13 protein-coding genes and 1 pseudogene are annotated in these 14,241 nt (G+C 58.7%); 8 read left to right on the plus strand and 6 right to left on the minus strand.

Annotated elements, in window-relative coordinates:
- Nucleotides 1–246 precede the first annotated feature (246 nt).
- The 6 genes from JZ00_RS28450 to JZ00_RS28475 all read left to right on the plus strand — a co-directional run bounded on the left by JZ00_RS28450 (nucleotide 247) and on the right by JZ00_RS28475 (nucleotide 5,599).
- Nucleotides 247–1,314 carry an ABC transporter substrate-binding protein gene (locus JZ00_RS28450; RefSeq protein WP_039594524.1) on the plus strand — a complete coding sequence of 356 codons (1,068 nt, stop codon included), beginning with the start codon at nucleotides 247–249 and terminating at the stop codon, nucleotides 1,312–1,314.
- A 175-nt stretch (nucleotides 1,315–1,489) separates the two neighbouring features.
- On the plus strand, nucleotides 1,490–2,296 hold the full coding sequence (locus tag JZ00_RS28455; RefSeq protein ID WP_039594525.1) for an alkaline phosphatase family protein: 807 nt from the start codon (nucleotides 1,490–1,492) through the stop codon (nucleotides 2,294–2,296).
- 5 nt (nucleotides 2,297–2,301) lie between these two features.
- Complete coding sequence (locus tag JZ00_RS28460; protein ID WP_162488986.1) at nucleotides 2,302–3,138, plus strand: ABC transporter permease; 837 nt, start codon at nucleotides 2,302–2,304, stop codon at nucleotides 3,136–3,138.
- On the plus strand, nucleotides 3,125–3,925 hold the full coding sequence (locus JZ00_RS28465; protein ID WP_039594527.1) for an ABC transporter permease: 801 nt from the start codon (nucleotides 3,125–3,127) through the stop codon (nucleotides 3,923–3,925). Before JZ00_RS28460 ends, JZ00_RS28465 begins: the two co-directional genes overlap by 14 nt.
- The gene (locus JZ00_RS28470; protein ID WP_039594528.1) at nucleotides 3,922–4,911 is read left to right on the plus strand and encodes an ABC transporter ATP-binding protein; all 990 of its coding nucleotides are present in this window, start codon (nucleotides 3,922–3,924) and stop codon (nucleotides 4,909–4,911) included. The genes JZ00_RS28465 and JZ00_RS28470 overlap by 4 nt, the downstream gene beginning before the upstream one ends.
- A 34-nt stretch (nucleotides 4,912–4,945) precedes the next feature.
- Complete coding sequence (locus JZ00_RS28475; RefSeq protein ID WP_039594529.1) at nucleotides 4,946–5,599, plus strand: HAD family hydrolase; 654 nt, start codon at nucleotides 4,946–4,948, stop codon at nucleotides 5,597–5,599.
- Between the two features lie 18 nt (nucleotides 5,600–5,617).
- Here the strand turns inward: JZ00_RS28475 and JZ00_RS28480 are convergent, their stop codons facing one another.
- The 3 genes from JZ00_RS28480 to JZ00_RS28490 all read right to left on the minus strand — a co-directional run bounded on the left by JZ00_RS28480 (nucleotide 5,618) and on the right by JZ00_RS28490 (nucleotide 8,138).
- Nucleotides 5,618–6,406 carry a DUF2182 domain-containing protein gene (locus tag JZ00_RS28480; protein ID WP_039594530.1) on the minus strand — a complete coding sequence of 263 codons (789 nt, stop codon included), beginning with the start codon at nucleotides 6,404–6,406 and terminating at the stop codon, nucleotides 5,618–5,620.
- Nucleotides 6,407–6,408: 2 nt separating this feature from the next.
- Nucleotides 6,409–7,044, minus strand: a complete 636-nt coding sequence (locus JZ00_RS28485; protein WP_039594531.1) for a DUF1326 domain-containing protein — start codon at nucleotides 7,042–7,044, stop codon at nucleotides 6,409–6,411.
- A gap of 131 nt (nucleotides 7,045–7,175) precedes the next feature.
- Nucleotides 7,176–8,138, minus strand: coding sequence for a zinc-binding dehydrogenase (locus tag JZ00_RS28490; protein ID WP_039594532.1), 963 nt, complete (start codon nucleotides 8,136–8,138; stop codon nucleotides 7,176–7,178).
- Nucleotides 8,139–8,277: 139 nt separating this feature from the next.
- Here JZ00_RS28490 and JZ00_RS28495 point away from each other — a divergent pair, with 139 nt between their 5' ends.
- Together JZ00_RS28495 and JZ00_RS28500 are read left to right on the plus strand one after the other, a co-directional pair.
- The gene (locus tag JZ00_RS28495; protein WP_196304792.1) at nucleotides 8,278–10,356 is read left to right on the plus strand and encodes a carboxy terminal-processing peptidase; all 2,079 of its coding nucleotides are present in this window, start codon (nucleotides 8,278–8,280) and stop codon (nucleotides 10,354–10,356) included.
- 130 nt (nucleotides 10,357–10,486) lie between these two features.
- On the plus strand, nucleotides 10,487–12,274 hold the full coding sequence (locus JZ00_RS28500; RefSeq protein WP_039594534.1) for a bifunctional diguanylate cyclase/phosphodiesterase: 1,788 nt from the start codon (nucleotides 10,487–10,489) through the stop codon (nucleotides 12,272–12,274).
- Nucleotides 12,275–12,449: 175 nt separating this feature from the next.
- On the opposite strand, the gene JZ00_RS28505 is transcribed toward JZ00_RS28500, so the two are convergent.
- From JZ00_RS28505 to JZ00_RS31315, 3 genes and pseudogenes are all read right to left on the minus strand, one after another.
- Nucleotides 12,450–12,866 carry a hypothetical protein gene (locus JZ00_RS28505; protein ID WP_039594535.1) on the minus strand — a complete coding sequence of 139 codons (417 nt, stop codon included), beginning with the start codon at nucleotides 12,864–12,866 and terminating at the stop codon, nucleotides 12,450–12,452.
- Nucleotides 12,867–13,260: 394 nt separating this feature from the next.
- Nucleotides 13,261–13,620, minus strand: a complete 360-nt coding sequence (locus tag JZ00_RS28510; RefSeq protein WP_039594536.1) for a hypothetical protein — start codon at nucleotides 13,618–13,620, stop codon at nucleotides 13,261–13,263.
- Nucleotides 13,617–14,241: pseudogene (locus JZ00_RS31315) on the minus strand (type IV secretion protein Rhs); the annotation flags it as partial. The pseudogene JZ00_RS31315 and the gene JZ00_RS28510, both read right to left, overlap by 4 nt.

Below are 14,241 nucleotides of genomic sequence, written 5' to 3' on the forward strand. Positions count from 1 at the left end.
ATAGATGACACAACCGCCGAACGGTCACACATGCACTTGCAATTAAACGGCCAGGGCCTTGCGGAGCGGGTGTTTGCTCATGGTCTACGCTTATCCCACAGCGACTCTCCGTGAGCCCGACGATTGCTGGCGAACTTCCCGTCGACATCAAAATGTCATGGGAGACGCCTACATTGGCTCAGGTATTGCTGACCTAGACCAACACAACCGCAATCGCAGCGTTGAAAACGCCCATAGGAGCTTCGGATGAAACAGCTTTTCCTGGCATCACTGTTAGGCTCGACCATTGCCATGAGCACCGCCGCCATGGCCGCTGATACCGATCTGAAAACATTGGAAGCCGCTGCGAAAGCGGAAGGTGCCGTCAACAGCGTCGGCATGCCTGATGACTGGGCAAACTGGAAGGGCACTTGGGACGACCTGGCCAAGCTCTATGGCCTGAAGCACATCGACACCGATATGAGTTCCGCCCAGGAAATCGCCAAGTTCGCCGCCGAGAAAGACAATGCCAGCGCCGACATCGGCGACGTCGGTGCCGCCTTTGGCCCGATCGCGGTGAAACAGGGCGTGGTCCAGCCCTACAAGCCAAGCACTTGGGACCAGGTACCGGACTGGGCCAAGGACAAGGATGGCAATTGGGCCCTGGCCTACACCGGCACTATTGCCTTCATCGTCAACAAGAAGCTGCTGCACGGTTCCGAAGTGCCAACCAAATGGGCTGACCTCAAGACCGGCAAGTACAAAGTCTCCATCGGTGACGTGAGCACCGCCGCCCAGGCTGCGAATGGTGTGCTGGCTGCGGCCCTGGCAAACGGCGGCGACGAGAAGAACATCAAGCCAGCCTTGTTGTTGTTCGCTGACATCGCCAAGCAAGGACGCCTCTCCATGGCCAACCCGACCATTGCGACCATGGAAAAAGGTGAAGTCGAAGTCGGCGTGGTCTGGGACTTCAACGGTCTGAGTTACAAGGCCAAAATGGCCAATCCAGATGACTACGTCGTGTTGATTCCCTCCGACGGCTCGGTGATTTCCGGCTACACCACGATCATCAACAAATACGCCAAGCACCCGAACGCCGCCAAGCTGACCCGTGAATACATTTTCAGCGACGCTGGCCAGATCAACCTGGCCAAGGGCAATGCCCGCCCAATCCGCGCAGAGCACCTGAAGCTGCCGGAAGAGGTACAGGCCAAGCTGCTGCCGAACGAGCAGTACAAAAAAGTGACTCCGATCAAGGATGCGGACGCGTGGGAGAAGACTTCCAAGGCACTGCCGCAAATGTGGAACGAAGAAGTCATCGTCGAGATGAAGTGAAGCGCTAGCTCCCGCTCGGATATCCATTGAGGATCCTCTGTGGGAGCGGGCTTGCTCGCCAAAGCGGTGTGTCAGTCAGCATCACCGTTGATTGAAATTCCATCTTCGCGAGCAAGCCCGCTCCCACCTGTGGAGAGTCCGAGCTTTCTGGTATCAGCCCGGAGTCCCGGTCCCCATGAAGCACAACGTCATCCTGGTGGTGCTCGATGGCCTCAACTACGAGGTCGCCCGGCATGCCATGGGACATTTGCAGGCGTATGTCGGCGCAGGACGCGCGGCGCTCTACAAGCTGGAATGTGAACTGCCCGCCCTGTCCCGCCCGCTCTACGAATGCATCCTCACCGGGGTCGTGCCCATCGACAGCGGCATCGTGCACAACAACGTCTCGCGCCTGTCGAACCAGCGCAGCATTTTCCACTACGCCATCGAAGGCGGTCTCAGTACGGCGGCCGCGGCCTACCACTGGGTCAGTGAGCTCTACAACGCGTCACCCTTCGTAGCCGGTCGTGATCGTCACACCGACAACCCCGACCTGCCGATCCAATACGGCCATTTCTACTGGAATGACCACTACCCCGATTCCCATCTGCTCGCCGACGCGGAACACCTGCGCCAGCGCTACTTGCCGAACTTCCTGCTGGTGCATCCAATGAACATTGACGATGCCGGCCACAAGCACGGCCTCGATACGCCGCAATACCGCAACAGCGCCCGCTCGGCCGATATCAACCTGGCGGTCTACCTGCAAGCCTGGCTCGACGCCGGTTACCAGGTGCTGGTGACGTCCGACCACGGCATGAACAGCGACCGTTCCCACAACGGCTTGCTGGCCGAAGAACGCGAGGTTCCGCTGTTTGTCCTCGGTGATGGCTTCAGCCTTGACGCCAGTGCTGCCCCTCGGCAGACCGAACTGTGCGGCACGATTTGCCAATTGCTCGGCGTCGACCACGACAAACCTTATTGCCGGGAGTTACTCAAGTGAACGCCATGACGCGCGGCAAATGGCTGGCAGCGTTGTGCCTGGTGCCCTTCGCGATTTTCTTCATCGTGTTCCAGATCGCCCCGCTGCTCTGGGTATTGGTCAACAGCCTGGAATCGGAGGAGTTCGGCTGGGGCCTGGCCAACTTCAGCAAGATCTTCAGTTCGAAGTTTTACCGGCAGGCAATCCAGCACAGCCTGGAGATCAGCTTCTGGTCCAGCGTATTCGGCATCATCATCGCCGTGCTCGGCAGTTATTCCCTGCGTCGAGTGGATTCGCGGTTGCGTAACTTCGTCAATGCGTTCGCCAACATGACCAGCAACTTCTCCGGCGTGCCCCTGGCCTTCGCGTTCATCATCCTGCTGGGGTTCAACGGCAGCATCACGATCATGCTCAAGCAAGCGGGGATCATCGAGGATTTCAACCTCTACTCGAAAACCGGGTTGATCATTCTCTACACCTATTTCCAGATTCCCTTGGGCGTGCTGTTGCTTTATCCGGCCTTCGACGCGCTGCGTGAAGACTGGCGCGAATCCGCCGCGCTGCTGGGCGCCAGCGGCTGGCAGTTCTGGCGGCACATAGGCTTGCCGGTGCTGACGCCGGCGCTGCTGGGCACGTTCGTGATCCTGCTGGCCAACGCCCTCGGTGCCTACGCCACGGTCTACGCGCTGACCACAGGCAACTTCAACGTGCTGCCGATTCGCATCGCGGCGATGGTCTCCGGCGACATTTCCCTGGATCCGAACATGGCCAGCGCCCTCGCCGTGGTGCTGGTGGCGTTGATGACCCTGGTGACCATCGTCCATCAACTGCTGCTCAAGAGGAGCTACCATGTCTCGCGCTGAATCGGGCTCCGTCGGGCTCTATCATCGAGCGGTGGTGTACCTGCTGTTCGCCATCCTGCTGCTGCCCCTGGTCGGAACACTGGTCTACTCCATCGCCAGCAGTTGGTCGGCCACTGTGCTGCCCAGCGGCTTCACCTTCAAATGGTATGTGCAGTTGTGGAGCGATCCACGTTTTCTCCACGCATTCGGCCAATCGCTGCTGGTCTGCGTCGGTGCGCTGGTGCTCTCGGTGGTGCTGATCCTGCCGCTGCTGTTTGTGGTGCATTACCACTTTCCCAGGCTCGATGCGCTGATGAATATCCTCATCCTGCTGCCCTTCGCGGTGCCCCCGGTGGTGTCGTCGGTGGGGCTGTTGCAACTCTACGGTTCCGGGCCGCTGGCGATGGTCGGCACGCCGTGGATCCTGATCGGCTGCTACTTCACCGTCGCCCTGCCATTCATGTACCGGGCGATCACCAACAACCTGCAAGCCATTAACCTGCGCGACCTGATGGATGCCGCGCAAATGCTTGGCGCCAGCACCTTCCAGGCCGCGCTGCTGGTGGTGCTGCCGAACTTGCGCAAGGGCTTGATGGTGGCGCTGCTGCTGTCCTTCTCGTTCCTGTTTGGCGAGTTCGTGTTCGCCAACATCCTCGTCGGCACCCGCTATGAAACGCTGCAGGTGTACCTGAACAACATGCGCAACAGCAGCGGCCATTTCACCAGTGCGCTGGTGATCTCTTATTTCTTCTTCGTACTGGTCCTGACCTGGGCGGCCAACATCTTGAACAAGGACAAAAGCCAATGAGCTACGTCAGCGTCCAACACCTGCAGAAAAGCTACGCCGGCACGCCGGTGTTCAGCGACATCAATTGCGAGATCGGCAAGGGCGAATTCGTCACCCTCCTCGGCCCCTCGGGTTGCGGCAAGTCCACGCTGTTGCGCTGCATTGCCGGCCTGACGGCGGTGGATGCCGGCAAGATCCTGCTGGACGGGCAAGACATCGTCCCGCTGAGCCCGCAGAAACGCGGGATCGGCATGGTCTTCCAGAGCTACGCCTTGTTCCCCAACATGACCGTGGAGCAGAACGTCGCCTTCGGCCTGCGCATGCAGAAGGTCGACGCCTCGGACAGCCGTCAGCGTGTGTTGGAGATCCTGCGCCTGGTGGAGCTGCATGACTTTGCCGCCCGCTATCCCCATCAACTGTCCGGCGGCCAATGCCAGCGCGTCGCCCTCGCCCGCTCCCTTGTGACGCGGCCGCGCCTGTTGCTGCTGGACGAACCGCTGTCGGCCCTGGATGCGCGGATTCGCAAGCACTTGCGCGAACAGATCCGACAGATACAGCGCGAACTTGGCCTGACTACGATTTTCGTCACACATGATCAGGAGGAAGCGCTGACGATGTCTGACCGGATTTTCCTGATGAACCAGGGAAAGATCGTACAGAGCGGCGATGCCGAGACCCTTTACACTGCACCCGTCGATGTCTTTGCCGCCGGCTTCATCGGCAACTACAACCTGCTGGACGCCGACAGCGCGAGCAAACTGCTGCAGCGGCCGGTGACCGGTCGCATCGCCATTCGCCCGGAAGCGATTGAGTTGAATCGCAGCGGCGAACCCGATGCGCTGATCCGCAGCCACAGCCTGCTGGGCAACGTGATCCGCTACCGGGTCGAGGCCCGCGGCGTGGAACTGGTGGTGGATGTGCTCAATCGCTCGGCCGCCGACCTGCATCCAGATGGTGCACGACTGGCACTTTCCATCGATCCTTCGGCGCTGTGTGAGGTAGCCTGATGGCTTTGTTGATTATAAGAAGGGAAACCTGCTGATGGCCCTGGCAATTTTTGATCTGGACGAAACCCTGATCCACGGCGACTGCGCCACCCTCTGGAGCGAACAGATGGGACGGCTGGGCTGGGTAGATCCCGAGTCGTTCATGCGCCGCAACAACGAGCTGATGGACGCCTACAGCCACGGCAAGTTGCGCATGGAAGAGTACATGGACTTCAGCCTGGAGCCGATGATCGGCCGCACGCCCGAAGAGATCGAGCACCTGGTGGCACCGTGGGTTGAAGATTTCATCGAGCCGATCATCTTCAGCGATGCCACCAAGACCATCGCCGAACACCGCAAGGCCGGCGACCGGATTCTGGTGATCTCGGCCTCGGGCACGCATCTGGTCAAGCCGATTGCCGAACGCCTGGGCATCGATGAGATCCTGGCGATCGAGCTGGACGTCGCCCATGGGGTATACAGCGGCAAGACCGTGGGCACCCTGACGTATCGCGAAGGCAAGATCACCCGGTTACTGGATTGGCTGGATGCCGAAGAGGAAAACCTCGAAGGTGCGAGCTTCTATTCCGATTCGCGCAATGACCTGCCGCTGTTGCTGCGGGTGGATTACCCGCATGTGGTGAATCCGGACCAGGTGTTGAGGGCCCATGCCGAGCTGGCTGGCTGGCCGATCCATAGCTGGAAGTAAGCTTTCGCATGAGCAGCCCTACCCCAGCAGCAGCCACAGGCCCCAGCCGAGCAATAACACACCGCTGGCACGACTGAGCCAGAGCCCCTGCGGCAGGTTTTTCTCCAGCAGGATGAAGGCACCGATCACTGCCACCCAGAACAGGTTCATCACGCCGACCACAAACAGCACGCCCATCAACGCCCAGCAGCAACCCAGGCAGTGAGCACCATGGGCCAGGCCCATGCGCCAGCCGCCGAGCACGTCGGGGCGCCAGTAGCTGAGAAGGAAATGCAGCGGACCGCGACAATGCTCGAGGCACGTCGCTTTGGCCGGTAGCCACTGATAGACGCCTGCGACCAGCAGCAGGCCCGCGCCCAGCGCGGTACTGCTGCTGCGCATCGCCGGACTGAGCAAGGCCAGTTGTTCAAGCGTCCACTGGAGTGCCGTGGCGCCCAGGGCGAAGCCGGACCAGACCAGGCCATAGGCGCAGCAGAACAACAGCAAGGCCAAGTGTCGCTGCGGCGCTCGCATGCGCTTGCGCAGCATCTGCTGGTAGATCAGCAGCATGGGCAAGGCGCTGGGCAGCATCATGCCCAGCATCATCACCACCCACATCGCGAACATCAGTAGCGCATCGGCGAGGCTCCACGGCATGATCATGCCGGCCATTGCCGCATCAGCCATGCCGCCCGGCGCACTCATGTCGCGGGCCATGCGCAGCAGCATCACCCAGGCCAGGGCGGTCAGTGCGAGCAGGCAGAGCAGCAACAGTATCTGCTCGCCTGACAGTCGCTTACTCGGCGTTACCGCCTGGGGTCCTGCCATCGCTACGGCTCTATGCCGTGGCCGGTGAAATGCACCTGGGCGAGGTGGCTATGGCTGTCCTGGGATTGCAGCTTGAGGGCTGAATGCGTCTGGTAGCTGCCGCTGGCGACTTCCGCCTCGAGGAATTCAAAGCCATTGGGCAGTGAGAGGCGCACGCGATGAGGTGAGCCGTCGATCGGGCTGCGGATCGGCTCGCCGCTGGCCTGCAGCACGCCTGGAATGTCCAGGTGCGCCAGGCGTTGATCGACATCGATGGACAGGGTGATGGGCACGAACTGCGGTTCGAACGCTTCACTCATGGTGCTGCTGAACACCTGGAACACGTTGGCCCCAGGATCGCTCTCCAGGCCAGACAGAATGGTCAGCAGGGCCTCGCGTTGCACCTCGTTGGCGCGTTCATCGATGAACACCTGACAACTGCCGTTACCCTCATGGATAGCGCCCGGCCAGGAGAAGGTGGCAGCCCAGCACAAGCCGTCCAGCGCCACTTCCTTGAAATGCCCGCGCTCCACCCGCATCGACGCCACCGCCTGGCAGTGCCCATGGGTGGGTGGCGCATTGAATTGGCAGGGGCAGCCCCAATTGCAGTTGCAGGCAATGAACTCGACGCCCTGCATGCGCCATTCGGCGATGGCCATGATCAACCTCTTCACCTTGCGGTGAAATAAAAGCTGCGGTTACCCCATCCCCTCATTGATTAACGCTAGCAGGGCGCGTGCATCGGACGCGGGCCGCCGACCAAAGGTCAGCGGCTTTCACAGGTCAAAAATCAGCTCAGGCCTTCATCAATCACCAACACCAACTTCCCCGACACCTGGTTGGTCGCCAGTTCCGCAAACGCCGCTTCGGCATCGGTAACCGCAAACGTCCGGGCCAACTGCGGGCTCAAGCGTTTATCAGCGAACAACGGCCATACCTGCTGCCCCAGCTCGCTGATCAGGTCGGCCTTGAATTGATCGTTGCGGCTGCGCAGGGTCGAGCCGAGCAATTGGATGCGCTTGCCCAACACTTGGGCGAGGTCGAGCTCGGTCGTGCGACCGCCCATGAGGCCGATCAACACCCAGCGGCCGTCAACTGACAAAAGTTTCACGTTGAGACTGGCGTAGTTCGCGCCGACCGGATCGAGGATCACATCGAACGGCGCGAAGTCGTTCAGGCTGTTGATGTCGTCGGTGCGCACCACGCCGCCCTGGGCTCCCAGCGCTTCGCAATAGGCCAGCCGATCCGCCGAACCGACGCTGACCCAACACGGGTTGCCAAACGCCTTGCAGAGCTGGATCGCCGCCGAGCCAACACCGCTGGCACCGGCGTGCAGCAGCACTTTTTCACCCGGCCGCAGCCCGGCGAGCTGGAACAGATTCAGCCACGCGGTGCCGTAGACCTCGGGCAGCGCGGCCGCTTCGGCCATCGACAAGCCTTCCGGCACGGGCAAGACATGGCGACCATCGACCACCACCTCTTCGGCCATCCCGCCACCGGCCAGCAACGCGCAAACGCGGTCTCCGACCTGCCAGGAAGAGCCGGGCCCGACTTCGCTGATTATCCCGGAACATTCCAGCCCCAACACCTGGCTGGCGCCCGGTGGAGGTGGATAATGCCCGGCTTTTTGCAGTAAATCGGCCCGATTCAGGCCGGCGGCTGCCACACGGATGCGAACTTGGCCTGCATCACAGGCCGGACTTGGCTCATCTGCCCATACCACTTGGCCTTCAACGCCTTGCAATGCTTTCACGGTGCCTCCATAGTGAGTCTCGACTGGGCCCGCTGCTTCAACGCCGGGCTTTCTTGCATTATGCGCCCGGGCCACATGGAACCGGCGACTTCAAAGACGGCCTAATATGCGTTATCAATTGTCCCTGCGTCGAATCAGCATGAAGCACTTGTTCCCCAGTACTGCACTTGCCCTTTTCATTGGCCTTGGCGTTTCGACGCTTTCGAGCAATGCGCTCGCGGCCAACAGCTGGGACAAGCTTCAGCCCGATCGCGACGAGGTGATTGCCAGCCTTAATGTCGTTGAGTTGCTCAAGCGTCATCACTACAGCAAGCCGCCGCTCGATGACGCACGCTCGGTCATCATCTATGACAGCTACCTGAAGCTGCTCGATCCGTCGCGCAGCTATTTCCTGGCCAGCGACATCGCCGAGTTCGACAAATGGAAGACCCAATTCGACGACTTCCTCAAGAGCGGTGACCTGAACGCCGGTTTCATTATCTACAAGCGCTACCTGGACCGCGTCAAGGCGCGCCTGGACTACGCCTTGGCGGAGTTGAACAAAGGCGTCGACAAGATCGATTTCAATGCCAAGGAAACCTTGCTGGTCGACCGCAAGGATGCCGCCTGGCTCAAGAGCACAGCCGAACTCGACGACCTCTGGCGCAAACGCGTCAAGGACGAAGTGCTGCGCATGAAGATCGCCGGCAAGGATCCCAAGCAGATCCAGGAAACCCTGACCAAGCGCTACAAGAACCAATTGGCGCGCCTGGACCAGACCCGTGCCGAAGATATCTTCCAGGCCTACATCAATACCTTCGCAATGTCCTACGACCCGCACACCAATTATCTGTCGCCGGATAACGCGGAGAACTTCGACATCAACATGAGCCTGTCCCTGGAAGGCATCGGCGCAGTGCTGCAGAGCGATAACGATCAGGTCAAGATCGTGCGCCTGGTGCCAGCGGGCCCGGCGGACAAGACCAAGCAGGTCGGCCCGGCGGACAAGATCATTGGTGTCGCCCAAGGCAACAAGGAAATGGTCGACGTGGTCGGCTGGCGCCTGGATGAAGTGGTCAAGCTGATCCGTGGCCCGAAAGGCTCGGTGGTCCGCCTGGAAGTCATTCCGGCCAGCAACGCACCGAACGACCAGACCAGCAAAGTCGTGTCCATCACCCGCGAAGCGGTGAAGCTGGAAGAACAGGCCGCGAAAAAATCGGTCCTGAAACTCAAGCAGGACGGCAAGGACTACAAGCTCGGCATCATCGAGATCCCGGCGTTCTACCTGGACTTCAAGGCGTTCCGCGCTGGGGATCCGGATTACAAGAGCACCACTCGCGACGTCAAGAAGCTGCTGACCGAACTGCAAAAGGATAAGGTCGACGGCGTCGTCATCGACTTGCGTAACAACGGCGGCGGCTCCTTGCAGGAAGCCACCGAACTGACCAGCCTGTTCATCGACAAAGGCCCGACCGTGCTCGTGCGCAATGCCGATGGCCGGGTCGATGTGCTGGAAGATGAAAACCCGGGCGCGTTCTACAAGGGCCCGATGGCCTTGCTGGTCAATCGCCTGTCGGCCTCGGCCTCGGAGATTTTCGCCGGCGCCATGCAGGACTACCACCGCGCCTTGATCATCGGCGGCCAGACCTTCGGCAAGGGCACCGTGCAAACTATCCAGCCGCTCAACCACGGCGAACTGAAACTGACCCTGGCGAAGTTCTACCGGGTTTCCGGCCAGAGCACCCAGCACCAAGGCGTGCTGCCTGACATCAATTACCCGTCGATCATCGACACCAAGGAAATCGGTGAAAGCGCCCTGCCCGAGGCCATGCCGTGGGACACCATCCGCCCCGCGATCAAGCCGGCCGTGGACCCGTTCAAGCCGTTCCTGGCCCAACTCAAGTCCGACCATGACGCGCGCTCGTCCCAGGACGCGGAATTCGTGTTCATCCGTGACAAGCTGGCCCTCGCGCAGAAGCTGATGATGGAGAAAACCGTCACCCTCAACGAAGCCGAGCGCCGCGCGCAGCATGCCGACATCGAGGCCAAGCAACTGGCAATGGAAAACCTGCGTCGCAAGGCCAAGGGCGAAGAACCGCTCAAAGAGCTGAAGAAAGAAGACGAGGACCTGATCACCGAACCGGAAAAGACCAAGCCGGAAGACGATGCCTACCTGAGTGAAACCGGGCGAATCCTCCTGGATTACCTGAAACTCAACACGGCGGTCGCCAAGCACTGAGTGATGGCCATTTAATGGTGATGCTCGTCGGAGTGTCATCAAACTGACATCAGTCTGTCGTGAAATACAGGACCGGGCGCCCCCCAGCAGGGGTTGCGCCCCGTCCTTTTTTTTATCGCCAGAGACCGCCATGACCACGATAGAACAGCTGAGTGCCTTGAGCTCAATCCTGAGTCAAAGCGGTTTGCACAGCCTGTTCCAACCGATCGTTTGTCTCTCCGAACGACGCATCCTGGGTTACGAAGCCTTGACCCGAGGCCCGTCCAACAGCCCGCTGCACTCCCCTATCGCCTTACTTTCCGTTGCCCGCCAGGCCGGGCGGCTCAGTGAACTGGAACTGGCCTGCCGACGTAGCGCCTGCCAGCGGTTCAACGAGCAGAAACTGCCGGGCAAGCTGTTCCTCAATGTGTCGCCCGAATCGCTACTCGAGTCGGCGCACCAGACCGGTCGTACATTGCAGTTGTTGCAAGACTTCGGCATCCCACCCAGCCAAGTCGTGATCGAATTGACCGAACAAACCCCGATCGATGACTTCCAGCTCCTGCAAACCGCCCTTCATCACTATCGAGCCATGGGCTTTTCCATCGCCCTGGATGACCTCGGCGCTGGGTATTCAAGCCTGCGTCTCTGGTCGGAACTACGGCCGGATTATGTGAAGATCGACCGGCACTTCATCGACGGCATTCACCAGGACGCGCTCAAGCGCGAGTTCGTCGGTTCCATCCTGAAAATCGCCCAGGCCTCACGGGCCCAGGTGATTGCCGAGGGGATAGAGCTGCCGGAAGAATTGGCCGTGCTGATCGAAATGGGCGTCGATCTGGTCCAGGGCTATCTGCTTGCCCGGCCGCAGGAACACCCTTCCCAGGACGCCAAGGCGTTGATGCCCCGCCGAGACAGCGGGGTGGTGCCGCTGGGCGATGAAGTCAACGACCTTGGCGCATTGCTCAACGAACAACCGGCGGTGACCCACAACACCCCGACGGCGGCGGTCCTGGAGGCGTTCCGCCGCCAGGCCAATCTCAACTCCCTGGCAGTGCTGGATGACCGTGGCCAGCCCTGCGGCATCGTCCATCGCCATTCGCTCTCCGATGCCTTGCTCAAACCCTTCGCCACCGACCTCTTCGCGCGCAAACCCATCAGCCGCCTGATGAGTGATGACTTCCTCGCGGTGGAACTCAATCAGTCGCTGCAACAAGTCAGCCGCCTGATCACCAGCCGCGCCCGGCAACGCATCGAAGAAGATTTCATCATCACCCTCAACGGCAGCTACATGGGATTGGGGCGCGTCATCGACGTGCTCAAACTCATCACCGAACTGAAAATCCAGCAGGCCCGCTACGCCAACCCGCTGACCTTGCTACCGGGCAACGTGCCGATCCAGCAATGCCTCACCCGCCTGCTGCAACAACGCCAGGAGTCGGTGATCTGCTACGTCGACATCGACAGCTTCAAACCCTTCAACGACATCTACGGCTACGGCCGCGGCGACGAAGTCCTACTATGCCTGGCGCAATGCCTGAACGAACGCATCGACCCCAGCCGCGACTTCGTCGGCCACATCGGCGGCGACGACTTCCTGCTGGTCCTCGGCCCGGATGACTGGCGTAAACGCCTGACCCAACTGTTGAACGACTTCCAGAACCACTGCCGCCGCTTCTACCGGCCGGAGCACCTTGAGGCGGGATGTTTTACCGCGTTGAACCGGCAGGGGGTGCGGCAGGAGTTCGCTTTGTTGTCGTTGTCGATTGGGGTAGTGCACCTGCGCTCGGAGGCTTGTGTGGGGCTGGACGCGAGTCAGCTGGCGGAGCTGGCCTCCCAGGCCAAGCATCATGCCAAGGAGATTGTTGGGGGGAGTTTGTATTTGATTGATGGTGCGATCGAGCAGACACCGGTCCTGGAGTTGGGACTGTCGGTGTAAAAGTGGGTCGCCTTCACCCCAACGGAATGGCAGCTACAAATCCTGTGGCGAGGGCGAGGGCGAGGGAGCAAGCTCCCTCGCCAGTAATGCAATCTGGAATCAGCTCGACTTATCGGATATCAAAGAGGCTTTGTTTGCAAGGTAGTTCCACCATCAAATATTTGTCTTATCCGAATTACCAGGTTGCAGGGTCTTCCTGGCTGGCCCTATCAAGATCCCCGCCCCACTCTTCCGCTAAATATTTATAGATATCCTCAAAGAAAATTCTGAAATCTTGCATTTCATCCCACTCCGGCGGAAGGGCTGAATGTGAAATCACTTCGTGTTCGAACAGCGCATTAAAATCATACTTCGGATCATCGAGCGCAATTGCGAGCACACAAAAAAACAAGAATTTGTGTCGATAGCTTAGATTTCTAAAGCGATGCACTACGTACTTATAAATCAACACCTTCCGATCTTCAGCACTATTGAGATCGAACTGCGACAGTTCCTCGCCCAAGGTCTCCTCGCAATCATATATCTCGAATCCGCCTAGAAAATGACCGATCTGAGGATCATAAGGACGATCAAGAAACGGATGCATCAACATCAAAACCTCCTACAGGATAATAAGCGACCGGACGTAGCGTTTCGTAATCGAACCTGACTTCAACTACGTTAATTTCACTTTGAAACAATGGATTCTCTCGATCATTTACGTTGGGTATGTATCCCTGCCCAACCTTGGGCATATACATGCGCACGATTGGATTGCCTCTCTTGTCTTCGCCTGTGAAGCGCGGCAGGCCTCTCACCTCTCGGGTTAGCGCCTCATTTATGGCTTGGTGCTGTATTCGAAAACTATTGAATTTGGTGCTGCAATTGGCTCTCCATTTCCTCGGCCTCGGCGACTTCACATCGCTGGCGTGAACATCCAATGAACGCTCTTTCGGCATATATGAGCCATATCGCCTAGACTTTATCAAAATTCAATACTCCATGACTTACGATTCCGAAACACTCTCTGATTGGTAGCATCTAAGGCAGTTCAGCAACACTTCCATAAAATGTCGCTGATCGTAAATATCTTGATCAAAATATGTATCCATCTCCCCAAACAAATCATCAAAGCTGTCACCAGCCTCCAGATAATAGCTAATTGCTTCAATATATTTACTCTGTGCTCCGGCCGGGTAACACAAAAATTCCGGCTTAAGCAAAATATCAAACAACTCAGAAAGCTCAGAATCGATATTTATATTTTTTGAAACTATTATTTCCTCTATCTTCTCACTGGAAGAATTTTCAATATTAAATACAAACAATAACCCGACCAGCGGCATCATGTTTGGCTTGGGCTTCATCTTTTCGGTCCTGTATAAGCTGTTTTTGGATCACCATTTCCATTCAATATTACTATCGCATGCTGGTATTCCTTGTATTGTAAACCGTCTCGCTTATACCCATTCCCAATCGTTCGCCCAAAATCGATCGGTTTGGTACTTTCAAACAAGTCATTACGCCTAAAAACGAGTTTCGTTCTATATATGGCATTCAATTGATCCCGGTGGCTTGTGAAGCGTGTCGCTGCAGATGGAATTTTCGGCTGACCTATATTATTGCCATAGGTATAAATTTCTATTTCGCCTGTCCCAGGATTTCGCCCTGTCGTAACGCGCTCCAACTGAGCCTCCGCCGTAGTCTGAGCGCCATGTTTTTGCAGGAAATGCGCGCCTGGGATTGATTGCTCCATCTCATCCAAACGCCGATAAGCATTCGCTTCCGCCAACTCATCAATCCGCGCCCGCCGCTGCTCCGCCGTCATCGGCAGCGTCGGCTCACCCTCCTCCACCCCAACCTTAGCCGTCGGATCCTGCTCACCAACCGCCGGCTTCTTACACCCGCCGTCACCTGGGCAAACCTCCAACCCCAACGGATCCACCCACCCCGTCGGGTTCAGGGTGTACCGGTACCCATTGAGCCCA

It is taken from the genome of Pseudomonas frederiksbergensis, assembly GCF_000802155.2.
In the GTDB taxonomy this organism is placed as follows: Bacteria; Pseudomonadota; Gammaproteobacteria; order Pseudomonadales; family Pseudomonadaceae; genus Aquipseudomonas; species Aquipseudomonas frederiksbergensis_A.